Origin of the sequence: Clostridium thermarum, assembly GCF_006351925.1 — a bacterium.
GTDB lineage: Bacteria > Bacillota > Clostridia > Clostridiales > Clostridiaceae > Clostridium_AU > Clostridium_AU thermarum.
Map to the genome: position 1 here is coordinate 2,937,205 of NZ_CP040924.1, position 22,234 is coordinate 2,959,438.

The 22,234-nt window shown below is 38.7% G+C and carries 20 protein-coding genes and 21 tRNA genes; 3 read left to right on the plus strand and 38 right to left on the minus strand.

Annotated elements, in window-relative coordinates:
* Positions 1-193: 193 nt before the first annotated feature.
* From FHY60_RS17990 to FHY60_RS13235, 5 genes are all read right to left on the minus strand, one after another.
* Complete coding sequence (locus FHY60_RS17990; RefSeq protein ID WP_163216085.1) at positions 194-364, minus strand: hypothetical protein; 171 nt, start codon at positions 362-364, stop codon at positions 194-196.
* A 562-nt stretch (positions 365-926) separates the two neighbouring features.
* Entirely contained in the window at positions 927-1,085 is a 159-nt protein-coding gene (locus FHY60_RS13220; RefSeq protein ID WP_180375408.1) for a DUF3368 domain-containing protein, read from the minus strand.
* Positions 1,061-1,528: a hydrogenase maturation protease gene (locus tag FHY60_RS13225; protein WP_139905488.1), complete on the minus strand. Its 468-nt coding sequence runs from the start codon at positions 1,526-1,528 to the stop codon at positions 1,061-1,063. The genes FHY60_RS13220 and FHY60_RS13225 overlap by 25 nt, the downstream gene beginning before the upstream one ends.
* Positions 1,519-2,931: a nickel-dependent hydrogenase large subunit gene (locus FHY60_RS13230; protein ID WP_139905489.1), complete on the minus strand. Its 1,413-nt coding sequence runs from the start codon at positions 2,929-2,931 to the stop codon at positions 1,519-1,521. The genes FHY60_RS13225 and FHY60_RS13230 overlap by 10 nt, the downstream gene beginning before the upstream one ends.
* A 61-nt stretch (positions 2,932-2,992) precedes the next feature.
* Complete coding sequence (locus FHY60_RS13235) at positions 2,993-3,811, minus strand: hydrogenase small subunit (protein ID WP_139906463.1); 819 nt, start codon at positions 3,809-3,811, stop codon at positions 2,993-2,995.
* 284 nt (positions 3,812-4,095) lie between these two features.
* Between FHY60_RS13235 and FHY60_RS18345 the strand changes: the two genes are divergently transcribed.
* Positions 4,096-4,875, plus strand: coding sequence for a cytochrome b5 domain-containing protein (locus FHY60_RS18345; RefSeq protein WP_243122151.1), 780 nt, complete (start codon positions 4,096-4,098; stop codon positions 4,873-4,875).
* A gap of 509 nt (positions 4,876-5,384) precedes the next feature.
* On the opposite strand, the gene FHY60_RS13245 is transcribed toward FHY60_RS18345, so the two are convergent.
* From FHY60_RS13245 to FHY60_RS13370, 26 genes are all read right to left on the minus strand, one after another.
* Positions 5,385-5,458 (minus strand) — tRNA-Arg (locus FHY60_RS13245).
* A 131-nt stretch (positions 5,459-5,589) separates the two neighbouring features.
* Positions 5,590-5,811: a (2Fe-2S)-binding protein gene (locus FHY60_RS13250; protein WP_139905490.1), complete on the minus strand. Its 222-nt coding sequence runs from the start codon at positions 5,809-5,811 to the stop codon at positions 5,590-5,592.
* A 182-nt stretch (positions 5,812-5,993) separates the two neighbouring features.
* Positions 5,994-6,068, minus strand: a tRNA-Gly gene (locus FHY60_RS13255).
* 23 nt (positions 6,069-6,091) lie between these two features.
* Positions 6,092-6,175 (minus strand) — tRNA-Leu (locus FHY60_RS13260).
* Positions 6,176-6,180: 5 nt separating this feature from the next.
* A tRNA-Lys gene (locus tag FHY60_RS13265) sits at positions 6,181-6,256 on the minus strand.
* Between the two features lie 68 nt (positions 6,257-6,324).
* Positions 6,325-6,397, minus strand: a tRNA-His gene (locus FHY60_RS13270).
* Between the two features lie 8 nt (positions 6,398-6,405).
* Positions 6,406-6,481, minus strand: a tRNA-Lys gene (locus FHY60_RS13275).
* Between the two features lie 5 nt (positions 6,482-6,486).
* Positions 6,487-6,563: transfer RNA gene (locus tag FHY60_RS13280), tRNA-Arg, on the minus strand.
* Positions 6,564-6,569: 6 nt separating this feature from the next.
* Positions 6,570-6,643: transfer RNA gene (locus FHY60_RS13285), tRNA-Gly, on the minus strand.
* A 3-nt stretch (positions 6,644-6,646) separates the two neighbouring features.
* Positions 6,647-6,722 (minus strand) — tRNA-Pro (locus tag FHY60_RS13290).
* Between the two features lie 24 nt (positions 6,723-6,746).
* Positions 6,747-6,822, minus strand: a tRNA-Lys gene (locus tag FHY60_RS13295).
* A 5-nt stretch (positions 6,823-6,827) separates the two neighbouring features.
* Positions 6,828-6,904: transfer RNA gene (locus tag FHY60_RS13300), tRNA-Arg, on the minus strand.
* A 6-nt stretch (positions 6,905-6,910) separates the two neighbouring features.
* Positions 6,911-6,984, minus strand: a tRNA-Gly gene (locus FHY60_RS13305).
* 5 nt (positions 6,985-6,989) lie between these two features.
* Positions 6,990-7,064: transfer RNA gene (locus FHY60_RS13310), tRNA-Gly, on the minus strand.
* 23 nt (positions 7,065-7,087) lie between these two features.
* Positions 7,088-7,171, minus strand: a tRNA-Leu gene (locus tag FHY60_RS13315).
* 5 nt (positions 7,172-7,176) lie between these two features.
* Positions 7,177-7,252, minus strand: a tRNA-Lys gene (locus FHY60_RS13320).
* A gap of 3 nt (positions 7,253-7,255) precedes the next feature.
* Positions 7,256-7,330, minus strand: a tRNA-Gln gene (locus FHY60_RS13325).
* Positions 7,331-7,334: 4 nt separating this feature from the next.
* Positions 7,335-7,410 (minus strand) — tRNA-His (locus tag FHY60_RS13330).
* A 6-nt stretch (positions 7,411-7,416) separates the two neighbouring features.
* Positions 7,417-7,492: transfer RNA gene (locus FHY60_RS13335), tRNA-Lys, on the minus strand.
* A gap of 5 nt (positions 7,493-7,497) precedes the next feature.
* Positions 7,498-7,574 (minus strand) — tRNA-Arg (locus FHY60_RS13340).
* Positions 7,575-7,580: 6 nt separating this feature from the next.
* Positions 7,581-7,654: transfer RNA gene (locus FHY60_RS13345), tRNA-Gly, on the minus strand.
* Positions 7,655-7,657: 3 nt separating this feature from the next.
* Positions 7,658-7,733, minus strand: a tRNA-Pro gene (locus FHY60_RS13350).
* 128 nt (positions 7,734-7,861) lie between these two features.
* A complete protein-coding gene (locus tag FHY60_RS13355; RefSeq protein WP_139905491.1) occupies positions 7,862-8,332 on the minus strand; it encodes a metallophosphoesterase family protein in 471 nt (156 codons plus the stop codon).
* 27 nt (positions 8,333-8,359) lie between these two features.
* Complete coding sequence (locus FHY60_RS13360; RefSeq protein ID WP_139905492.1) at positions 8,360-8,965, minus strand: XTP/dITP diphosphatase; 606 nt, start codon at positions 8,963-8,965, stop codon at positions 8,360-8,362.
* Between the two features lie 3 nt (positions 8,966-8,968).
* Positions 8,969-9,712: a ribonuclease PH gene (rph, locus tag FHY60_RS13365; RefSeq protein WP_139905493.1), complete on the minus strand. Its 744-nt coding sequence runs from the start codon at positions 9,710-9,712 to the stop codon at positions 8,969-8,971.
* Between the two features lie 25 nt (positions 9,713-9,737).
* Complete coding sequence (locus FHY60_RS13370; RefSeq protein ID WP_139905494.1) at positions 9,738-10,712, minus strand: AIR synthase family protein; 975 nt, start codon at positions 10,710-10,712, stop codon at positions 9,738-9,740.
* Between the two features lie 161 nt (positions 10,713-10,873).
* Here FHY60_RS13370 and FHY60_RS13375 point away from each other — a divergent pair, with 161 nt between their 5' ends.
* A complete protein-coding gene (locus tag FHY60_RS13375; RefSeq protein ID WP_139905495.1) occupies positions 10,874-12,256 on the plus strand; it encodes a hypothetical protein in 1,383 nt (460 codons plus the stop codon).
* Between the two features lie 12 nt (positions 12,257-12,268).
* Here the strand turns inward: FHY60_RS13375 and FHY60_RS13380 are convergent, their stop codons facing one another.
* Positions 12,269-13,672, minus strand: coding sequence for an ABC transporter substrate-binding protein (locus tag FHY60_RS13380; RefSeq protein WP_139905496.1), 1,404 nt, complete (start codon positions 13,670-13,672; stop codon positions 12,269-12,271).
* 82 nt (positions 13,673-13,754) lie between these two features.
* Positions 13,755-14,234 carry a hypothetical protein gene (locus FHY60_RS13385; RefSeq protein ID WP_139905497.1) on the minus strand — a complete coding sequence of 160 codons (480 nt, stop codon included), beginning with the start codon at positions 14,232-14,234 and terminating at the stop codon, positions 13,755-13,757.
* 149 nt (positions 14,235-14,383) lie between these two features.
* On the opposite strand from FHY60_RS13385, the gene FHY60_RS13390 reads away from it, so the two are divergent.
* The gene (locus FHY60_RS13390; protein ID WP_139905498.1) at positions 14,384-14,647 is read left to right on the plus strand and encodes a hypothetical protein; all 264 of its coding nucleotides are present in this window, start codon (positions 14,384-14,386) and stop codon (positions 14,645-14,647) included.
* 71 nt (positions 14,648-14,718) lie between these two features.
* On the opposite strand, the gene FHY60_RS13395 is transcribed toward FHY60_RS13390, so the two are convergent.
* From FHY60_RS13395 to FHY60_RS13415, 5 genes are all read right to left on the minus strand, one after another.
* Positions 14,719-14,991 carry a hypothetical protein gene (locus FHY60_RS13395; protein ID WP_139905499.1) on the minus strand — a complete coding sequence of 91 codons (273 nt, stop codon included), beginning with the start codon at positions 14,989-14,991 and terminating at the stop codon, positions 14,719-14,721.
* A gap of 22 nt (positions 14,992-15,013) precedes the next feature.
* A complete protein-coding gene (gene ligA, locus FHY60_RS13400) occupies positions 15,014-17,011 on the minus strand; it encodes an NAD-dependent DNA ligase LigA (RefSeq protein ID WP_139905500.1) in 1,998 nt (665 codons plus the stop codon).
* A 15-nt stretch (positions 17,012-17,026) separates the two neighbouring features.
* The gene (locus FHY60_RS13405; protein ID WP_139905501.1) at positions 17,027-20,416 is read right to left on the minus strand and encodes a UvrD-helicase domain-containing protein; all 3,390 of its coding nucleotides are present in this window, start codon (positions 20,414-20,416) and stop codon (positions 17,027-17,029) included.
* 462 nt (positions 20,417-20,878) lie between these two features.
* On the minus strand, positions 20,879-21,184 hold the full coding sequence (locus FHY60_RS13410; RefSeq protein WP_139905502.1) for a YerC/YecD family TrpR-related protein: 306 nt from the start codon (positions 21,182-21,184) through the stop codon (positions 20,879-20,881).
* A gap of 309 nt (positions 21,185-21,493) precedes the next feature.
* Entirely contained in the window at positions 21,494-22,228 is a 735-nt protein-coding gene (locus FHY60_RS13415) for a pseudouridine synthase (RefSeq protein WP_139905503.1), read from the minus strand.
* Positions 22,229-22,234 lie beyond the last annotated feature (6 nt).

Below are 22,234 nucleotides of genomic sequence, written 5' to 3' on the forward strand. Positions count from 1 at the left end.
TATTATTTCCACAATTACCAGCTACACATACATAAAAAGAGCATACATAGATTTGATTTACACAAATCTATGTATGCTCCCCTCCTAAAGCACAAACTTCGTTTACAATTCTAAAATCGTGAGGCTCCTGCTCATGTTCAAATGACTCAAACATATCCATACCTCTATTCTCGCCTTCACCTCATCCATAATCTTATCCTGAGTTGTCCTCCTTCCCTTCCAATGACACTATAACATTCTCACCAATCCCACCATCTACTATCAAATGATGTACAATAACTTTCTCAAGCTGCTTCTGCCTATGCAATCTCTTATTAGCCTGCTGATACAGCTCCAAGGACCAATTAAGGTTTATAAATCCCAATTTTCTTCAACATCTATGGCAGCCTCTATAGCATCTCTTTGCCATTCCGGATAATCTTCCAGTTCATCTACATCACACTCTTCTGCTATCCCCCATTGTTCCTAACCAATATAAATTACTTTGTTATTAGACTTGTTATAATAGTAATTACCTTCATCATCGGCAAGTTCTAATGCTTCCATTACATCATCTAATTTAACCTTATTCACTTTAATTTCACCTCTGATACAATATTATCATCTTAGTATGTCCACTCTTAAAATTCTAAGACAAATTATAATTAAGATTACCTTTTGAAAGATACCTTCTTCATTTATTTATGATAAAATACATTTATGAAATTATCAATAAAATTTTCATACACTGTATGTCTATTTACGGGGGGATATAATTGCGCTCATGCTGTCCAAGACATAAGAGATTGAATAGAGCCAGAAGATTACAAGCTGCAGAGAAGTGGCTTCAAAAATATGCTGGAAGGAATATTGTAAAGGCTATAGCAAACATCTTGGCGTGAATTGATTGTGTGCAGCCTCGGAACTTCAAGCTTTAGGTTATGAAGTTACCGAAACATATATTCAGCAATTAAAAGCTGATGATTTAATATATCCTCATATAAACTTGAACTAATTCTTATATCCTTCTGAATCATCTTGTCTAGAATAGGTCTTATTTCCTCAACTATTCCCTGCAGTTCTATACCCCAAAGTTGCTTATACATAAGTTCCATATTATTTCATCAACTTTTTTACATATATCCTCAAAGGATTCTTCAATCTCACTACTTAGATACAAATCAAAATCAAATTTGCGACCTTCTATACCGATTATTATTCCACTTAATGATTTATAGTAGGTTTCAAGACCTCTTATCAAACTATATCCATGTTGAGAGAATAAACTTTGATTACTACTTAACTTATAAACATCCCTTAGTTCATTAGTTGTCACTGTTCCCGGAACAGTATCATACCAGGTTGCATCAAGTATTATTATAAAGTCTTCCTCTTCAATTTTGCTTAGGCAATACTGGAAATCCGTCTCTCCTATAATTACTTCCACACCCTTGTTCTGAAGTTTCTTACTTAGCTTTTCTGCAATGTGAATAGCCACACCATCATCACCCAGGAGCCTGTTTCCTATAGCTATTACTTTTATGGGCATATAATCATCTCTACCGGCTGGAATCTATCGCTTATAACATGGGTGGCACAGGATATACATGGGTCGTAGGATCTTACAATCCTTCCTATTTCAACAGGCTGGTCCGGATTTTGAATCTCGGTTCCTATGAGAGCTTGTTCAATTACGCCTTTAATTCCCCTTGAGTCTGTTGGTGAACAGTTCCATGCACTTGGAGTTATTATGTTGTAGTGTTCTATTTTCTTGCCTTCAATTGATACCCAGTGTCCCAAAGCTCCTCTGGTAGTATCTATAAGTCCGGTTCCCCGAGTACTATCTGGTATTTCATAAGTTCTTTGACCAACCTCTTCAAAACTAGCCCCTTCAAGCAAACCTTCTATGATTTCTATTACTTTTTTAGCTTCGAGAACTCTTGCTATGGTCCTATCCATCATAGATACTCTGTTTTCATAATTCCCGCTCAAAATCATTCTGGCAAGGGGCCCTACTTCCATAGGATTACCTTCATAACGGGGCGCTTTAACCCAGCTGTAGCCCTGAGCTTTATCCATATCAGGTTCTGTCATCCCATAAAAAGGATTATCTTGAACTGTTTCTCCAGTGTACCAGGAGCTATAGATATTTTCTGTTATTCTCATAGGTTCCAAGGGCTTAATCTGACCTCTCAGCATAACAGCTGGTTTCACGTAATAAAGTTCTTTCTCTTTGTAGCTATCAAACACTCCATAGCTCATCAAATTACCATAACCCTGACCCATTTTAAAGTAGTCCTTATAATACTCGGAAATTGTATAAACATCCTCCAGCATTAAATTTATTATAAAGCTTTTGATATTTGATGCTAAAGATTTTAAATGAATAAATTTTGAAGCATCTAGTTTTTCTGTTACTCCGCCAACAAAGATTCCATGATTGTGCGGTGCCTTTCCTCCAAGGACAGCTAGTCCCTGATGTGCCAATCTGCTGAACTTAATAGCCTCAAGATAATGCTGTGATATTTTCCTATTCAAAGCGTCCGGCAGCCTTAAATCATAGCCTCCTTTTGAGGACACTGGCTCTATATCAGGAGTAACTACAAAATCCGGTAAAGTATAAAGATAGAAATGACGTATATGATTCTGTATAAATTCCCAGCCATGGATAATATCCCTCAGCATTTTGTCATTTTCCTTTGGATACACCTGAAGGGCATCCTCAAGGGCAAGGGTCGATGTAACGGAATGGGCAGTTGAGCAGATTCCGCATATTCTCTCAGTAAAATATATAGCATCCAGGGCCGCCCTCCCTATGAGCATCTTTTCAAAACCTCTAAAGAGCAGACCACTGCTTTTGGCATCAATCACCTTATTCTTTTCCACTTTAACTTCTATCTCCATAAAACCGCTTATCCGTGTTAACGGATTTACTGTTATTGTTCTACTCATTAATTCACCTTCTTTTAATAATAGATTAAAGCTCCACTTAATTGTCTAATCTCAATTATGTTTAGTAACTCACAAAAGGTTCCATGCCATCCGGAAAAGCAAAATTCGCACAGCCGATGCAGGGTGTATTATCTCCGATAGGCCAGTTAACCCTACCATTCCATTTTCTTGTGGGGCAATCAGTCCTTGTAACCGGCCCCCTGCAGCCCAATTTAAACATACAGGTTTCTTCTCCAAGTTTTCTTGCAAAAATCCCCTTGTCAAAGAAGGACCTCCTGGGGCATCGATCATGAATAGTCACTCCATAAAAGAGAATTGGCCTGTTTTGCGTATCCAGCTCCGGCCTTCCTCTTGTGATAATATGGGCCAAAGTTCCTATAACCCAGGCTGGATTACAGGGACATCCGGGAAGATTGATAGCTTCTCTTTGGAGCACAGTACTAATACTTACACTTTCCGACGGATTAGGCCTTGCAGCTGAAATGCCACCGCTGGAAGCACAGGTGCCAACGGCAAGGACATATTTAGCTTTTTCACCTGCCATTTTAACTGCATCCAAGGCTGTTATATCCTTTTCCTTGTATTTAGCCACAATATTATAATTGCCGTCTTTTTTTAAGGATACTGCCCCATCAACCAATAATATAAATTCCGTTTCCAAGGTCCTCAAAAACTCTTCAAAGGCCCTTTCTCCTTCTTGGGCCATAATGCTGTTGTTGTAAGTAAGATTCACCATTTTCCTCAGAAAAAAAATCGCATCTGGGTCTGTTGCGTCCAAGAGAGAAATGATATTGCCCGAGCAACCTGTAGCCTCAAGCCATATGGCGTTTATCTTCTGCTTCTCTCCTCCCCCGATGCTTCGGATAGCTTCATTTACCATACTTAATGCTGATAATTCCTTATCAGCTGATAAAGGACATTTTGCTTTACTACTCAACTTATTACCTCCCCAAAATATTAATAAGGAACATCTTTAAAAAGTACTGTCTGTTTTCATGATTTTTCACTATATTTCTCGATGCTGTATCATATATTTCTATGAATACAAGTTCAAACTTATTACTATAATGCTTTTTATTTCTTATATTCTTTATTTAAACAGGTAGCACATCATAAAACCAATCATAAAATAATAGTGTAATCCATTTTACCAGGAGGATATTAATGCATTATTCACAACCCTTTTATACTCCTAATAATTACTTTGGAGCTGCTCAAATGGAGAAATCATATAAAACCTTAGAAGAAGCTCTGTTTTTAATAAAAGAAGCTATTCAGGCCGAAAGAGAGGATGAGCTTTTTTATGATTATCTACTTTCTTTAGCTCCCTCAAAAGAAGAGAAGGATATTATTGCAAGTATCAGAGATGAGGAAAGAAAACACTATAAGTACTTCAAAGAAATATACTCTTTTTACACAAGGAAAAGTGCACCTTCACCAAACAACATCACTTTTGAAAAGCCACAATCCTATATTGCTGGAGTTAGAAAAGCAAAATTTGGTGAACTAGGCGCAGTAGAAAGGTACAGAGATATAAGGGCAGGCATTCCTGATAGATACTATAGAGATATGGTATTTGAGATAATAACAGACGAATTAAAGCATGCTCATAAATATGATTATATTCTCTATTTAAGCTTAGAAAATAAGTATGCAACTGACAAAACAAATTTAGGCACCACTTGGTCATCACAAGGGAATTTCTACAGGCAGCCAAGAGAATTCACTTTAGCTGAACTTGCCCAGTACGATGGTGCCATGGGAAGGCCTGCTTATGTGGCGGTTAACGGAATCGTTTATGATGTCAGCAATGAGGCAACCTGGGGAGGAGCAAGCCATTTTGGACTTATGGCAGGAAGGGATTTAAGTGCACAGTTTCAAGGCTGTCATGGAAGAGAAAGCATTTTAGCTAAACTGCCTAGGGTTGGCATATTGAAAGCATAATAATTAATACTTACCCAATTATTTAAGGGTGAATTGAAAAGTTAACTTCCACTTTGTAGAATTAACTTCCACTGTAAAATTGATATAAAATAAAATTTCAGGTAGAATAACAAATTCTATACTTTTTTAATGTAAAATGAGGTATAATTTAAGTAACTTGAGCAGTTTCTAGCTGATTTTGGGTATAGCAAACAAAGGGAGGCTTTAAGCATTATTTCAATAGAGACTCTTTCCTCTAATGTAAAGTGTTTGAATTTAGCCATAATGAAAAACTCCTTCCTTACCAAGCAAGGATTACTGTAATAACGCATATATCAATATAATAATTATTTTGTACTACTAAATTCCACTCTCTATACTCTTTCATATTTGTACAATTAAAATCCACTCTTATCACCTAGAGAGGTGGAATTTACTTTTGCAATTAAAGGTTATTTTATTTGGGTTGTGTTACGGTTGTGTTATTTAACATAAAAAACGCCTCCCGAAACTCGGGAAGCGTGCTACAGTGCGCCTGACAGGAGTCGAACCTGCGACCTCCGGATTCGAAGTCCGTAACTCTATCCAGCTGAGCTACAAGCGCATATTAAAATTATTATAAACTATATCAGTTCATAATAATATTTTATTACCGAATTATATTGTATCTCATTAATTCTATAACGTCAAGTCAATTTAGGAAAGAAGAACTGCCATACAGGCAGCTCTTCTGACTTAAAACTCTCCATTTTTGTGTTGTTCAATTAAGGCCTCTATCTTGGGGGTACACCTTCTTCCCCCACAGCCACCAGAACCTGCGCCTGTTACTTTCTGAACATCCTTCACCGTAAGAGCTCCATTCTTAATGGCTACCTTAATCTTTGATCTTGGTATTGCCTTACATATACATACCTTAGTTAAGTTATCCATTATTTGGCTATTTATATTTTGTTCCATATCTATCTTCTCCAATCATTATCTATCAATAATTACTATTATTTATACTATAACAGAAATATATTATGTCCTTCAACTTAAATTTTACCCATCCACCTTTATAAATTTGCTCATTAAATCATTTTCTATTCACAGCACTTAGAAATATAAAAAAACCAGACAATATGTCTGGTTTTTCCTTCTGGAGCGGAAGACGGGATTCGAACCCGCAACTTTCACCTTGGCAAGGTGACACTCTACCATTGAGTCACTCCCGCATACTTTAATATTTTTAAATAAATGGTGCAGATGAAGGGAGTCGAACCCCCACGCCGTAGGCGCTAGATCCTAAGTCTAGTGCGTCTGCCAATTCCGCCACATCTGCACACATGGTGGCTCACCGGGGAATCGAACCCCGGACACCATGATTAAAAGTCATGTGCTCTACCGACTGAGCTAGTGAACCATATAAGGTTTTATTATTATGTCAATGCTAGATTCGCAAGTTTCCGAATCCATACTTACATAAATAAGGGTGAACGATGGGATTCGAACCCACGACAACCAGAGCCACAATCTGGTGCTCTACCAACTGAACTACGTCCACCATAATGGTGGTGCACCATCAGGGACTCGAACCCGGGACACCCTGATTAAGAGTCAGGTGCTCTACCAACTGAGCTAATGGTGCATGTATGGTGCGTCTTAAGAGATTCGAACTCCTGACCCACGCCTTAGAAGGGCGTTGCTCTATCCAGCTGAGCTAAAGACGCATATTTTGGAGCGGGTGAAGGGAATCGAACCCTCGTAACCAGCTTGGAAGGCTGGCACTCTACCATTGAGTTACACCCGCAGGTGGTCGGGGTGACAGGGATTGAACCTGCGACCTCATGGTCCCAAACCACGCGCGCTCCCATCTGCGCCACACCCCGATATTTGCTATTTTTTAAAAAATATGGTGCACCATCAGGGACTCGAACCCGGGACACCCTGATTAAGAGTCAGGTGCTCTACCAACTGAGCTAATGGTGCATGTATGGTGCGTCTTAAGAGATTCGAACTCCTGACCCACGCCTTAGAAGGGCGTTGCTCTATCCAGCTGAGCTAAAGACGCATATTTTGGAGCGGGTGAAGGGAATCGAACCCTCGTAACCAGCTTGGAAGGCTGGCACTCTACCATTGAGTTACACCCGCATATTTGGAGCGGAAGACGGGATTCGAACCCGCAACTTTCACCTTGGCAAGGTGACACTCTACCATTGAGTCACTCCCGCATACTTTAATATTTTTAAATAAATGGTGCAGATGAAGGGAGTCGAACCCCCACGCCGTAGGCGCTAGATCCTAAGTCTAGTGCGTCTGCCAATTCCGCCACATCTGCACGCATGGTGGCTCACCGGGGAATCGAACCCCGGACACCATGATTAAAAGTCATGTGCTCTACCGACTGAGCTAGTGAACCAAATGGCTGGGATAGAAGGATTCGAACCTTCGCGTACAGGAGTCAAAGTCCTGTGCCTTACCGCTTGGCGATATCCCAATAATGGGGTGAACGATGGGACTCGAACCCACGACAGCCAGAGCCACAATCTGGTGCTCTACCAACTGAACTACGTCCACCATAAATGGTGCACCATCAGGGACTCGAACCCGGGACACCCTGATTAAGAGTCAGGTGCTCTACCAACTGAGCTAATGGTGCGCATATGGTGCGTCTTAAGAGATTCGAACTCCTGACCCACGCCTTAGAAGGGCGTTGCTCTATCCAGCTGAGCTAAAGACGCATATTTTGGAGCGGGTGAAGGGAATCGAACCCTCGTAACCAGCTTGGAAGGCTGGCACTCTACCATTGAGTTACACCCGCAGGTGGTCGGGGTGACAGGGATTGAACCTGCGACCTCATGGTCCCAAACCACGCGCGCTCCCATCTGCGCCACACCCCGTTGTCTCTGGGGTTTTGCTTTGTTGCTTTCCCCCGGCGACATAGATTATTCTACACGATATATTTATATTCGTCAATACTATTTTTTATTTTTTTTATTGAATTTTAATGTTGTAAAATTCAATATTGTCACAAAATTACTAACCAAGGGTTTATTTTGCCCTCTTTAATCTCAATCATTGCTATACTTTCAGCCCCATCTCTGCCTTCCCATGCGCTGCCGGGATTGACATACCATATTCCCTCTTCATATAGGACACTGGACACATGGGTATGGCCGTACAAGGCCACGTGAACCTTCTCTGACTTAGCTGTCTGCTTTAATGGCCCTAGGGTTTGTTTAACCCCATAATTATGTCCATGGGTAATAAGAAACCTTTTACCTTCTATCTCTTCGATGATTTCCGACTCTACGGAAGGTACAAAGTCACAGTTTCCTTTTACATATATAGTTCTTCCTTTAAACTTTGCTGCCAAATCTTTGGCATCTTTCACATTGTCTCCTAAATGTATCAATATATCTGCCTTTTCAATCTTCTTTAGTACATTATTTATACTATAGGTATCCCTATGAGTATCGCTAACCACAGCTATAAGCATTCTACTCCTCCTTTGATACAAAACAAATCAGATCAACCCAATAAGTTCTGCCTTAAGCTTTTGCAAGGCTCTTCCTCTGTGGCTGATGACATTTTTCTCTTCCCGGCTAACTTCCGCAAAGGTCTTGCCGTATTCTTTGACATAGAATAGGGGATCATATCCAAAGCCATCCTTACCATATTCTTTGTCGGTAATAAAGCCCTCTACCTCCCCCTGGACCTTAAGTACCTTTTCATCATTGACAATCAGCACTAAGGCGCAAATAAATCTTGCCTTTCTTTCCTCAAAGGGTACACCTTGAAGCTCAGCCAGCAATTTTTCGTTGTTCTTTTTACTGTTTCCATGGTGGCCGGCGTATCTTGCAGAATACACTCCCGGCGCTCCCTTTAGGATATCCACGGCTAATCCGGAATCATCGGATATAACCATGTAATCCTCCTTGTTAGTCAGCATATCATAAATCGCCTTAGCCTTAATATATGCATTTTCCATAAAGGTGGTTCCATTCTCTTCTACCTCCACCTCTATGCCGGCATCCTTAAGGCCAACAACCTCTATGCCAATATGCTTTAATATCTCTTTAAATTCTCCTATCTTATGTTCATTATTACTTGCAACCAGTAGTTTTTTCAATTTCTATTCCCCCGTTCCAATCCAAAGTGAATCCATCTTCAGTGTATTCTTTTGCATCTGAATAATCTGCTTGTTACCTTTCTCAGCTAAAGCTAACAGTTCATCTAAATCAGCTCGTGTGAAGGGGTGTTCCTCTCCTGTACCTTGAACTTCTATAAATTGCCCCTCATCGGTCATAACTACATTCATATCTACCACAGCCCTGGAGTCTTCTTCATAGCATAGGTCCAAAAGCTTGCTGTCCTCTACAATTCCTACACTGATAGCACTGACAAAGTTTCTCAGCGGATATTTGGAAAATGGGGTTACCTTATGAATCTTATTCACCGCATCCACCAAGGCTATGAAGGCACCGTTGATAGATGTGGTTCTGGTGCCCCCGTCAGCTTGTATAACATCACAGTCTATCCAGATAGTCCTCTCACCCAGGGCCTTTAAATCCACTACAGATCTTAGGGAACGTCCTATCAATCTTTGTATTTCCATAGTTCTACCATCAACCTTCAGCTTGGAAATATCTCTGGGCTTTCTTGTCTGGGTAGACCTTGGCAGCATATTGTACTCACAGGTTATCCAGCCCTCTCCGGTACCCTTTAAAAATGGAGGCACCTTATCTTCTATGGAGGCAGTACACAATACTTTTGTATCACCGAACTCTATTAAAACAGAACCCTCTGCATATTTTGTATAATCTCTTGTTATCTTAATGCTTCTTAGAGCATCATTTTTTCTTCCATCTATTCTCATTCCTATCTCTCCTTATAAACAGATATTATAAATTAAATAATTCATCTCTTTGCGGCGGTGGAACCTCCTGTTCAACACCTTCTTTAACAAGTATACCACTGCCTTCTGTAATTTTACCTATTACAGCTGCATTTATACCCTTCTGTTGAAGGGCCTTTACAAGCCTTTCGCCCTGCTGCATTGTTATAAGCATGCTGCCTGAGGAAATAAGCTTTAAGGGATCTAGATTAAAGCTGCTGCAGATTTTCTTTGTAACCTCCTTTATGGGGATCTTTTCTTCAAAGACCCTAAAGCCTACCTGAGAAGCCTTAGCCATTTCCCAAAGTGCTCCCAACAGCCCCCCCTCCGTTATATCATGCATGGAGTTAACTCCAAGCTCTCCTGCAAGCTTTCCTTCTTCCAATACGCTAAGATAGTCTGTAAAGCCTTTTGCCTCGATAATCTCAGCTTCGGTGAGAAACTCCTGTACCTTTTGCTCATGGTCGTTGACGATTATGGAAGTCCCCTCCAAGGCCATGAACTTTGTTACTACTATATCGTCTCCAACCTTTGCCCCTGAAGTGGCCACAGAGGTTCCGGCCTTCCCCTTGCCTATTATAGTGCAGGAAACAATCATCTTGTTAACTGCCGAGGTTACCTCTGTATGTCCCCCCATGACTTCTATATTAAGTCTAGCAGCTTCCTCACCAATTTCCTGCATAAGAGCCTTTATTTCCTCAAGAGTGGTTCCCTCCGGAGCCAAAATTGTAACCATAATTCCAATGGGTTCTACTCCGCTGGAAGCAATATCATTACAATTGATATTCACAGCAAGCTTCCCAATATTCTTTCCGGCGCCGGTAATTGGGTCCGTTGAAATAACACAATCATAGTCGCCGAAATTTATAACAGCACAATCTTCTCCAATGCCGCTGTGCAGGACTACCTCTTCCCTCTGAAAACCTCTATTTTCATCAATAAGTTCCTTTAAATCCTCCCAATTCAGTTTTCCGGGTTTCATTATTATCACCTTCTCTATTTTATCAATGGACAATTGAAAATTTGGGATGCCTTTTTTCAGTAAGCTGAAAAAATCCTTTAAAATAAAATTTATTTTTTAGCACTATTTTACTATATATTTCATATTATTTATATAAGGATTATTTTATGAGGTGAAGTAATTTGAAATATATAGGTCCTTTTCTTAGAATTAATACTATGGATATAAATAATATAGAAAAACAATTATTATATTTTTCAAGAGAATCCTTTAAACATATACTCTTTAATTCAAGATGCGGTGTGACCAGTAACCTTCAGCAACTTAAACTTAAAAATCTTCCCAATCTTGATAGTAACATATTTAGAAAAATTTCTCCACTTTTGTGCATATATAAGAAAGCTAATCCTAAACTTAATGTAGCCAAGGATTCCCTAACCTGGGATGAAGACACCTTCAAGAAGGAGGTGAATGTCAGCAGTAATATCTTTATGAACTTAATGTTAATGGACCTCAGCAATTATTATCATCAGTTCGAAAATTTAGATGCTAATCTCTATGCACTTAGCAAAATATACTCTCAGTTGGCAATAAAACAGTTAGACTTCTTCTCCTCCTATCTAAGAAGTGCTGACGGAGTTTTTGTAGACAAGAAGGACTGCTCTGAAGATGAAGAGCATTTAGACTTTGTAGATAAGGAAAAGAAATTTAAATTTTCTGATCAAGCCCTCTGCATGGCTGCCTATTATAAGGTTTCAAATCTTCCGGACAACGCCGATGCTGAAGCCTACAAGAGTTTCTCCTTAGACATACTTAACATGCTGATAAGCTATAAAGATCAGCTTTATGATTTATCCCTGGAAGAGATAAACAGACTATGTTTAGCCTTTAATGTATTTTACGAGGAAAATAAAAACGAAGAAGCTAAGTACATGCTTATGGATCTTTATGATTTACTTATTGATAGAACTAGTGAAAGTCTTGAAGAAAACTCAAACATAAAAATTGACAACCTATGTATGGCCTATATAAACCTGGATTGTGCCCATGACAGCTTAGGCCTGTTGAAGTTTGAGGAAGAGAGGGATAAAATTCTTCAGATTTTGAACTCCTATTATGACACGGAAAAAGGTATATTTATTAAAAACACTGAGAAAAAAGATGTAGACTTTTCCTCCCAAGAGGTAGTACTCTACACCCTCTGCCAGCTTATAAATTTAAAGAACCATGCTGATTCAGGAACTTCTATTATAACAGATGTTTATAAGAGGCAGCTTATTAACTCCGGTTTAATCTTAAGTTGGCCCGATACTCCAAGTTTGGATAGCCCCGAAAGGTACAGAAACTTTACCAATAAGTCTGAAGACTTGCTGGAGGATGACTATTTCAGGATGCCTTCTATTCCCACTCCGGAAAGCAGCCAACTGGCCCCTATTTTCATTAAAAATATCAGCTACAATAAAAAGAAGGATGCCTTTGAACAAAGTAAAAATACCTTTGACAGCAGTAAAAACATGCCTTTGCTTTATTTAATTCAATACACCTTAAATAGGAAAGGAGCCTAATATATGGCTCCTTTATTCTTGATATACCTTATTTAAAACAATATTATCAAAGGCGTCTATTTCTATACCCTCTATATAATTATTTTTTAATATCACATCTGAAGCTTTGAAAAGGGGATAAACTAGATACTCTTTTCTGTTTTTTTCAATATATTCTTCTCCAAAGTTGCCTTTAAATCTTTGCAGCAGCATATCATAATTTCCGGTTGAAACTTCCTCCTTAAGCTGCTCATCCGCTAATAACTTAATGTTTAATGTAATTCCTGCCTTCTCCTTTAATTGCTTACTAAGTTCCTTGCATATTCTCTTATTTAAATCATCCTTTTCAGCTAATAGGGTTAAGGTCTTTTTTTCTTTATCATCACCATCTGAATTTTTGTTGTCAGCTCCATCTTCCTCTATAGAATCATAAAGTTTTATTACTTTAAATAGGCCATATTTTTTAGGATTAAATTCTTTCAGCCCTTCTTTCCTCAGCTGGTCTACATCTATGGCGCAGATGATTTTCTTTCTTAGTCTTATAGCACTTTCTGTTGCTGCTAACTTTGGATTAAAGCTTAAAACTAATGAATCCTTACTATTAATTATTATTGCATTATCACTGGAAACTACCCGCTCTATCTCATTTATAGGCGGATTCCACAGTATATCCAATTTATCGCTTTCAAGCTCTGCCAAGGCTTCTTCCTTGCTTTTATCGGTGATAATAAGAAATTTCTCATCGGTGACATAATCCTTTTTCCAATAGTTTTCGTTCTTGGTCAAGCTTATTCCCTTATTATCTATATTTTCAATTACAAAGGGGCCGCTATACAGTATTTCCTTATACATGTCCTTCCATAGTCTCAGCTTGCTGACACTTTTCCTTAAAGTATATCTGGGCTCGCAGAGAACTTCCAGCAACTGAGGATATTCGTAGGCTAGTTTTATTTCAAGTTTATTTTTATCTACAGCCTTTATTCCAACATCCTTGAAATTTATCTTTCCTTTATAATAGTCCTCTGCACCGGCAATGGGAAATAACTCGCTGGCCATGGGATCTTCTGCCTTAGCAGACAGTATGTACTTAAAGAATACTATAAAGTCATCTGCAGAAATAGGTGTTCCATCATTCCATTTTGCGTCCTCACGAAGACTGAAACTATATTCAAGGCCATCATCACTTATAGTCCACTCCTCAGCCAGCCCTTCTGTAATCTCTCTGTCCCTGTTCATATGTAATAGACCCTCAAAGAGGCAGGTGTAAATTCCTTCATAATTATTTGTGTCAACCTCTGGCATGTCTAGTTCTAACGGTAATTCACCGAAGTTACATATTATATAGTCCTTACTTTGAGGGCTGATATGCCTTTTCTCTATTACACAACCCGTAAGCATGAATATTGCAACAACTAACATATATATAAGCTTTTTCATAGCGGTCTCCTTTATCTCTATATATCCCTATAGTAAATTCTTAACAAATAAGGTGCATAATAAACATATGCACCTTCATTATTTAGGATAAATACTTGTACAATTTTAAGGTTTTTTCTTTAAGGATTTCCTCAGACCTTCTGCTCCATCCTAACTGACCTCTTCCAAACCTTGTCATATCCTCTAACTTTACCTTATTATCTGATCTTAATCTTCTTCTATAACTATTAATTATCTTCTGCTCAAAAACACCGCTAGTAATATATACACCTTTATTTATCCCATGTCTCTTTAGCATATCTAAAAATCGCTCATAATCTCCCATAAAAACCGTCGCCGTCTTATGGAACTTTATTATCAGCGCTTTCCTTCCCCGGTAAAGCTTTATCTCCAATACACCGGCATTTTTCAGTAAAATCTCATGTTGAATACCAAACTTCCAGCAGCCTTTAGTAAGGGACAAATAAAAAGTATCAACTTTCAAATTATTAATTATTTTTTTCAGTCTTATTATCTCTTTTTTTCTTACAGCACAATAAAAATTATCTACAACAGAAATCAATACTCCCCACCCTCATAGGTTTTTATAATAATATAATACTATATAATATTAGTAAATTATATGAGTAATCTTTTAATATAAATAGTAAATTTTAAAAATATAAAATTTGAAGCAATGATGTACTTATGTTATAATATTTCTGTAAAAATATGAAATATGTGGAGGCACAACCCTATGCTATTATTTTTAGAAATTATGGTGCTGTATTTATGGTAACCTTAATGTTTGTTGCCATATGGGGCTTTATAAGCCTTAATCAAATGCTGGGACAGATGAAATATAATAATTATTTGCTTGAAAAGCTAACCCAAAATGTACACATGCTTGCTGCTAAAGATTCCGCAGAAACATGCATAAGTAATTCTTCACAAGAAAAAGAAAAAAACACTGAACTATCCAAATATAAAAAATAGGACTCCTAAAAACTTAGGAGTCCTATTTTTCTAACTCTCTGACATCTGATTACTGATATCCCACCTCTGTTCTACCATACATCTCCATAAACCATAAAAAACACTGTTCCCAAAGCAAATATAAGACATATGCTGGAGTATGCCCATCTTCTTTTTCCTGAGCTAATATTATACATTTTTAAAGCCCATACCAGCATTGTACAGAATAGAGAAATCTGCAGTACTTTGTATGTATTGAAGTATTTTACATAACTTAGATTATATGTTGTGAGCCAGGTACATACAAGTGCAAAAATTGTGATTACTACAAGTATCCACCCTAAAAAATCAACTGTTTTTCTCACTCAAATCCCTCCATAACAGAATCTACCCCCTTAGCATCTCTTCAAAGGCTTCTTCTGTAAGAATATTAATACCCAATTCCACAGCTTTATCGTATTTTGAGCCCGCATCCTCTCCAACAATCACATAGTCTGTCTTTTTGCTTACGCTGCCGGAAACCTTTGCTCCCAGTGACTCTAATTTTCCTTTTATTTCCGTTCTGCTGTAGTTCTTGAGGCTTCCGGTAACCACCACTGTCTTGCCTTCAAAAGCATTTTTAACAACCTGGGTTTCCTGGAAGCTAGGCTTAACTCCAAGGCTTAAGAGTTCATCTATACTTTTTATTATTTTTTCCTGTGCAAAGAATTTTATGATACTATTAGCTACTATATCACCAATATCCTGCACCTGCAATAGGTCTTCAAAGGTTGCCTTAATTATCCTGTCTAAGCTTTTAAAACGCTTCACTAAATCTTTGGAAGTCTTTTTACCTACATTGGGTATTCCTAAGGAATATATAAAGGAAGCTAAGTCACAGTTTTTGCTCTTTTCAATGGCATCTAACAGATTTTGAGCCTTCTTCTCTCCGAACTTTTCTAAGGTCAGCAGTTCTTCTTTCTTAAGCCTGTAAAGGTCTGAGATGGACTTTATTTCAAGCTTTTCAAAGAGCTGTTCTGCGGTTTTTTCACTGAAACCTTCTATATTCATGGCCTCTCTGCTGGCAAAATGCACGATGCTCTTTACCATCTGGGGCTTACAGGACAGGGTATTTTCACAGAAATAATGTGCTCCTTCAAGTATAAGCTTACTGCCGCAATATGGACAATTTTCCGGAGGACTTATTTCCCTGGTGTCCTCCAGCGAGTCTTCAACCACTCCCATGATTTCAGGAATAACGTCGTTAGACCTTCTGACAAAGATCCTGGCGCCTATCCTTACTCCCTTTCTCTTTATATCATCCATATTATTTAAAGTTGCCCTTTTTACTGTAACCCCACCAAGTTCCACAGGTTCTAATATGGCAGTAGGTGAAACTCTTCCGCTTCTTCCCACATTCCATTCAACCTCCAAAAGCTTTGTTGTTGCTTCTAAGGCTTCAAACTTATAGGCAATGGCCCATCTTGGGAACTTAATGGTATAGCCTAATACCTCTCGGGTCCTTATATCATCTATGGCTATTACTATTCCGTCAATATCGTAGTTAAGGTCTCCTCTTATGCTGTCTATATAGTCAATTTCCTTTTCAATTTCCTCTACGGATTCACAAACCACTATGTAATCATCCATATAGAAGCCCATGTCCCTTATGAAATTTAACATTTCCATATAGCTTTTAAAGGGCCTTCCTTCATTATAGCCCACATCATAGAAAAAGGCTGATAGGTTTCTTCTGGCAGTTTCCTTTACATTTAGATTTCTAAGGGCACCTGCTGCACCGTTTCTCATGTTCTTCAGCGGCACCTCGGACTTCCTGTTGTACTCTTCAAAGGCCTCCTTGGTCATTATAGCCTCTCCATGTACTTCTATTGCGTAATTATAGGGAATTTTTAGGGGTAGTGTTTTAATTGTTTTTGCCTGGGCTGTAATATCTTCCCCTATTTCTCCGGTGCCCCTTGTGGCAGCCTTAACCAATACGCCATTTTCATCATATGTACAATTTACTGTAAGACCGTCAAATTTTTTTGTAATTACATATTTTAATCTAGGAAGCTTATCCTCATGAGTACTATTATACTCATTTATCAATCTTAAATTTCGGTTATGCCAGTCCCTAAGCTCCTCCACACTTTGGGCCTTATCCAGGCTCCACAACCTTGCCTTGTGGGTGTACTTCTGAAATTCCGGCAGCACCACATCTCCAACCCTTAAGGTTGGAGAGTAGGGTAATACCACACCGGTTTCTTTCTCAAGCTTTACAAGTTCATCATATAATTTATCGTATTCCTTATCAGATATGGTAGGGTTATTCAACACATAGTAATTGTAGGAATGCCTGTTGAGTTCCTCAGCCAATTCTTCCATCCGTTTCAATATCTCTTCCATATATATACCACCTTTTTATATTAATACTAAGGGTGTCATGCTTAACAAGAAAACCTTTATCCCCATGCTGTCAAAGGCTATGGTTAGCTTTACGTCGTTGTTCTCACTTTTAGCATTTATTATAGTTCCAACACCAAACTTAGCGTGTTTAACCTTTCTTCCTGGTACAGCCTCCGCTGCTGTCAATGCTGTTCCACCGCCTGACTGTGTAGAAACATTTTTCATATACTCCAACTTTTTACTTATACTTTCGCCACCTGAATTTGCATTAAGACTGTTTCTTAAAGAATGCGGATTATTATACTGACTGTTATAGGAAATACCATAGGAATTGCTGTAGGAATTACTATAACCGCTTCTTTCCACCACCTGTCTGGTTGTAAAGGCTCCTCCCCTATTTAGGTTTTCAACCAGTGAAGGTGAAATTTCGCTTATGAAATCTGAAGGTGCAAAGGCAGAAACTCTTCCAAAGACCCTTCGTATTTCCGCGGAGGTCATATACAGCTTGTGCATTGCACGGGTTATTCCTACATAGCAGAGCCTTCGGGATTCTTCCATTTCATGCGGGTTGTTCAAGGATGAATTTCCCGGGAAAATTCCGTTTTCCATACCCACCATGAATACTACCGGAAACTCCAGGCCCTTTGCGCTGTGTATGGTCATCATAACCAATGTATCCGCCTCTGCATCATAGTTATCTACATCTGCCACCAAGGCTGTCTTTTCTAAGAAGGCTGATAGGGACTTATCCTCGGAGGTATTTTCAAATTCTACCGCTGCAGAAACCAATTCCTTTAAGTTTTCTATTCTGCTTTCGTCTTCAATCTCCTTGGAAGCCTGCAGTTCCTTCATATATCCTGTATCTTCAAGGATTACACTAATAAGCTCCGATACGGAAAGCTGCTCCTTCATTATTTGAAGGTTATCCATTAAGCCCATAAATTTACTTATGGAAGTTCTTGCCCTGGCAGTCAAGTTAGGTACAAACTCCACATCCAGCATTACATTATATAGGCTATCCTCTATCTGGGCCCCATACTGAATAAGCTTCTCTACAGTGGTATCACCGATATTTCTCTTTGGAACATTGACAATTCTTTGAAGGCTTATATCGTCAGAAGTATTATTAAGCACCTTTAAATAAGCCATTATGTCCTTAATTTCTTTTCTGTCATAGAACTTATGACCACCTATGATTCTGTAGGGTAAATTCCTCTTAATAAAGGTGTCTTCAAAGATACGAGATTGAGCATTGGTTCTGTACAAAATAGCAAAGTCACGGTAACTTCTGCCTTCCTGGTCTATGAGTTTTTGTATCTCTCCCGCTACAAATTGAGCTTCATCAATATCAGAGGGTGCTCTGTAGATCTTAATCTTTTCTCCCTCGTCACTTTCCGTTCTCAATACCTTCTTCTTTCTTTCAGTATTATACTGTATTACACTGTTGGCAGCATTTAATATATTGGATTTGGATCTATAGTTCTGCTCCAGCTTAACAATTTTTGCTTCGGGATAGTCCTTCTCAAAGTCCAGGATGTTCCTAATGTCTGCCCCTCTCCACTCGTAAATACAGTTATGGACTGCAAGGCCACCGGCTATATACTGTCTTAGCTCAGGAATGCTTAAGTCATAAACAAAACCTTCATAATCTTCATAGGTCACTGACACTATAGTATCCTCTACCAGCTTACCATTGCTTTCTGTGACTATACTCATACCCTCTCTCAAGCTTCCAAAGGGCATAAAGTAGAAGGATTTGTCTTCAGTAAGCTTTGCCTTTCTCATAATGCTGAGGCCATCCATAGTTGACTGCAGCTTTCTTCCTAAAGCTTCTGCCTCATCATAGTTACTTATCTCAGTTTCCACTCGCCAGCTTTTCCCCTTTTCTGCCCGAACGGGAAAGCCTGCCTCAGTGAATCTTTGTCTTTCACCTTCTCCGGAAGTTATGAAGCTCACTCTATGTGAATAATAGCCTCTGCTTTCAGATTTTTTACAGGAAAAATAACTTATGTTTATAATCTTCCTTGAAGTTTCCCCTCTTGTAACAGCGCTGCTAAAATGATGAGGATACTCCGGGAACAGATATAACTCTTCCATCAACTTCTCTCCAGCACTGAAGCTGTCTATTTCCTTAAACAACTTATCCAGCAGTTCCTGATTCATGGATATTGCTCTGCCCTTATCATGAAAAACTGCAGTAGGAATACCATACTTCACAGAGTAATACTGCTCATAGTAGACCGCCTCTGCCTTGGAACTACAGATTTTCACTATCCACATCTTATCGGCCTTTTCTTGATTAAGTCTTACAGCAAGACCACTATCAAACTGATTCTCATATCTGCTTCTTATAGCCTGGGTCTGGCCTATTCTATAGCCCATACCGGACTTATACATTAAATATACGTAATGCACCTCAGGAATGATATTCAACGCAGCAAAGGTTAAGTGATTAGGCGTAACCTTAACCTCTTTGCCGCTTTTAGTCTTAACTTTAACCAGTAGCCCTTTGTATTCCTTTTTCATTACTTTTTCTACAGTAGCATTAGTAATCTCCCCATTTCCTGCGGCACAGCACACAGACTGACCGGCTGTTATGTTTTCTATCTTTACCGGTCCCTTGTCTGTATTTATAAGGGTACCTTCCGGCAGACACTGATCATCGTCACCTACTACACAAATGTTTTTGTGCTGCTTAGCCAGCAGGGATATAAACTCATACTGGGACTTATTTGTATCCTGGTACTCATCTACCATTATATATTTGAACTTTCTCTGGTAGAATTCCAGAACTTCTGGATTGCTCTTGAAGAGTTCTACAGTCTTAAAGATTAGGTCATCAAAGTCTAAAGCATTGTTGCTTTTAAGCTTCTTTTGGTATAGTAAATAAACATCCGCTATCTTGTTATCCCTAAAGCTATATTGATTTTCTCTTTTAAACTGGTCTGCAGAAATCAAGTTATCCTTTGCCTTCCCAATTCTGCCTATGATTTCACTATCAGTTATATCTTTTTCGTTGATGCCGATTTCCTTCATGCACTGTTTTATCAGTGTCTTCTGATCTGTACTGTCATATATAGTAAAGTCTTTCTTGTAGCCAAGCTTATCAATTTCCCGTCGTAAAATTCGTACACAGGAGGAGTGGAAGGTAGATATCCACATATTATCAACTTCATCACCTACCATCTTTCGCACTCTTTCCTTCATTTCACCGGCAGCCTTGTTGGTAAAGGTAATGGCCAGTATTTGTGAGGGGTAGATCCCCAGGTCTTCTATCATATGGGCAATTCTATATGTAAGCACCCTTGTCTTTCCACTTCCGGCGCCGGCTAGAATAAGCAACGGACCCTTTATGGTGGTAGCAGCATCGTACTGCTCCGGGTTAAGCAAATTCCTTAAATCCATGTCTTTCCTCCTAAATAATATGTTTTCTCACTTGTAACCTATCTCTAACTAAAGCATATCCATTTAAAAAATGTATAAACAAATATTCAAAATATATTATAGCATATTTTTATGGCAAGTTATATTTCCATTAACTGCCCGTAAGTTTAAGCATTGGGCTAGGAATAATGAATTATCTAAGTTCTTAAGCTGGAATTCTCATAGAGATTTGAGTGAGACAAAACAAATAGTCCATAGCTGGATAAATGCCTATGCTGATGATTACTAGAATTGGGGAATTGCTCCAAAGGAACTTGGTGAAATTATTGGTCAAATTTCTTTGGTGGATATAGAAAATAAAAGGACAAACTGCCAAAAGTTTGTCCCTTACCCTAATCAACACTTTTCTAAAACAGAGCTCAATGCAAAAAGAATATTTCCTCCCCGTCTTCCGCCACTGCGCGTCCTCGGCGATTAATTCACCTATTTCTCTTCCCAATTCACTCTTTCAAAAACCAGGTTGTAACCATCGCTGCCATAAGTCAAGGCCCTGTTTACTCTGCTTATGGTGGCAGTGCTTGCCCCTGTTATATGGGCAATGTCATTATAGGTCTTGCCCTGCTTTAACATCTTGGCCACTTGCATTCTTTGTTCCAGGGCTTTTATTTCGTTAATAGTGCATAGATCTTCAAAAAAACGATAACATTCTTCCCTATTTTTTAAGCAAAGTATAGAGTCGAAAAGAAAATCCATCTCCGCACTTTCTAATCTCGATTTAAAATCACCCATGTTCTGACCTCCCAATATCAATAGTTTGATATCATATATCTTAACTTTTATACGTTAAACTTCTAAATTACTCTAAAACAATTATATAGCAATTGTGAAAGCAGAACAATAGAATTTACAAAAAAGGAAAAACACAACCCTTGGGGCTAGGTTGTGTTCGCGTCTAAATAAAAAGGGGGCTATTTAATCTTTTTATTTATCCTTGCAAACTTATTATATAAAATATCAAAAACTTTTTCAAGAGTATTTTGCAAAAATAATTGTATAAAAGCTTGCTAAATGGTGTAAATCATTCAAAATACAACGTTTTCACTGATCTTCAAGCCCAGCTTCTTTTTTGAGAAGCTTCAATTCTGCCTCAGTTAATTCTCTATAGGTCCCTTCCTCCAAAGTTTCGTCAAGCTTCAGTGGACCAAAGGCCACTCTTCGTAGATATACAACTTCCTTGCCTACGCTCTGGAACATCCTTTTTACCTGGTGGAACTTGCCTTCCTGCAGAGTTACCAGCACCTCTGACCCCTCTTCCTTTGAATTCAGTATCTGGAGCTTTGCCGGTAGACACTTATAGCCATCATCCAATACTACGCCACTTTCAAAGGCCGCAATGTCACTTTCATCTACAGCCTTATTTATCCTAGCAAAATATAATTTTTCCACGTGCCACTTAGGAGATATCAGGCGGTGGTTTAAATCTCCATCGTTTGTAAGCAGAAGAAGCCCTACTGTATCCTTGTCTAAACGTCCCACTGGAAAGGGTTCAAAAACTGCATGCTCTGCCTCCAATAAGCCAACTACTGTCTCATCGTAGTTGTCAAAGGTGGCTGACACTACACCATCCGGTTTATTCATCATCAGGTAGATAAATTTTCTGTAGGCCACCTTTTCTTCCCCTACGTATATCTCACACTTCTCAGGGTCTATAGAAAAGCCGCTGTCCTTTACAACCTTGCCGTCAACCTTAACAATTCCCTTTTTCACCATGTTCTTAATTTCTTTTCTGCTTCCATACCCCAAGTTGCTCAATACCTTATCTAATCTTTCCATTGTAAA

Coding starts and splice junctions, on each gene's coding strand:
- FHY60_RS18345 (WP_243122151.1), top strand. CDS start 4,096: ATGCATTATTCACAACCCTTTTATACTCCTAATAATTACTTTGGAGCT.
- FHY60_RS13370 (WP_139905494.1), bottom strand. CDS start 10,712: ATGAAACCCGGAAAACTGAATTGGGAGGATTTAAAGGAACTTATTGAT.
- FHY60_RS13250 (WP_139905490.1), bottom strand. CDS start 5,811: ATGGAACAAAATATAAATAGCCAAATAATGGATAACTTAACTAAGGTA.
- FHY60_RS13405 (WP_139905501.1), bottom strand. CDS start 20,416: ATGGATTTAAGGAATTTGCTTAACCCGGAGCAGTACGATGCTGCTACC.
- rph (WP_139905493.1), bottom strand. CDS start 9,712: ATGAGAATAGATGGAAGAAAAAATGATGCTCTAAGAAGCATTAAGATA.
- FHY60_RS13235 (WP_139906463.1), bottom strand. CDS start 3,811: ATGGTAAATGAAGCTATCCGAAGCATCGGGGGAGGAGAGAAGCAGAAG.
- FHY60_RS13380 (WP_139905496.1), bottom strand. CDS start 13,672: ATGAAAAAGCTTATATATATGTTAGTTGTTGCAATATTCATGCTTACG.
- ligA (WP_139905500.1), bottom strand. CDS start 17,011: ATGGAAGAGATATTGAAACGGATGGAAGAATTGGCTGAGGAACTCAAC.
- FHY60_RS13355 (WP_139905491.1), bottom strand. CDS start 8,332: ATGCTTATAGCTGTGGTTAGCGATACTCATAGGGATACCTATAGTATA.
- FHY60_RS13410 (WP_139905502.1), bottom strand. CDS start 21,184: ATGGGTGATTTTAAATCGAGATTAGAAAGTGCGGAGATGGATTTTCTT.
- FHY60_RS13230 (WP_139905489.1), bottom strand. CDS start 2,931: ATGAGTAGAACAATAACAGTAAATCCGTTAACACGGATAAGCGGTTTT.
- FHY60_RS13390 (WP_139905498.1), top strand. CDS start 14,384: ATGAAATATGTGGAGGCACAACCCTATGCTATTATTTTTAGAAATTAT.
- FHY60_RS13225 (WP_139905488.1), bottom strand. CDS start 1,528: ATGCCCATAAAAGTAATAGCTATAGGAAACAGGCTCCTGGGTGATGAT.
- FHY60_RS13220 (WP_180375408.1), bottom strand. CDS start 1,085: ATGTATAAGCAACTTTGGGGTATAGAACTGCAGGGAATAGTTGAGGAA.
- FHY60_RS13415 (WP_139905503.1), bottom strand. CDS start 22,228: ATGGAAAGATTAGATAAGGTATTGAGCAACTTGGGGTATGGAAGCAGA.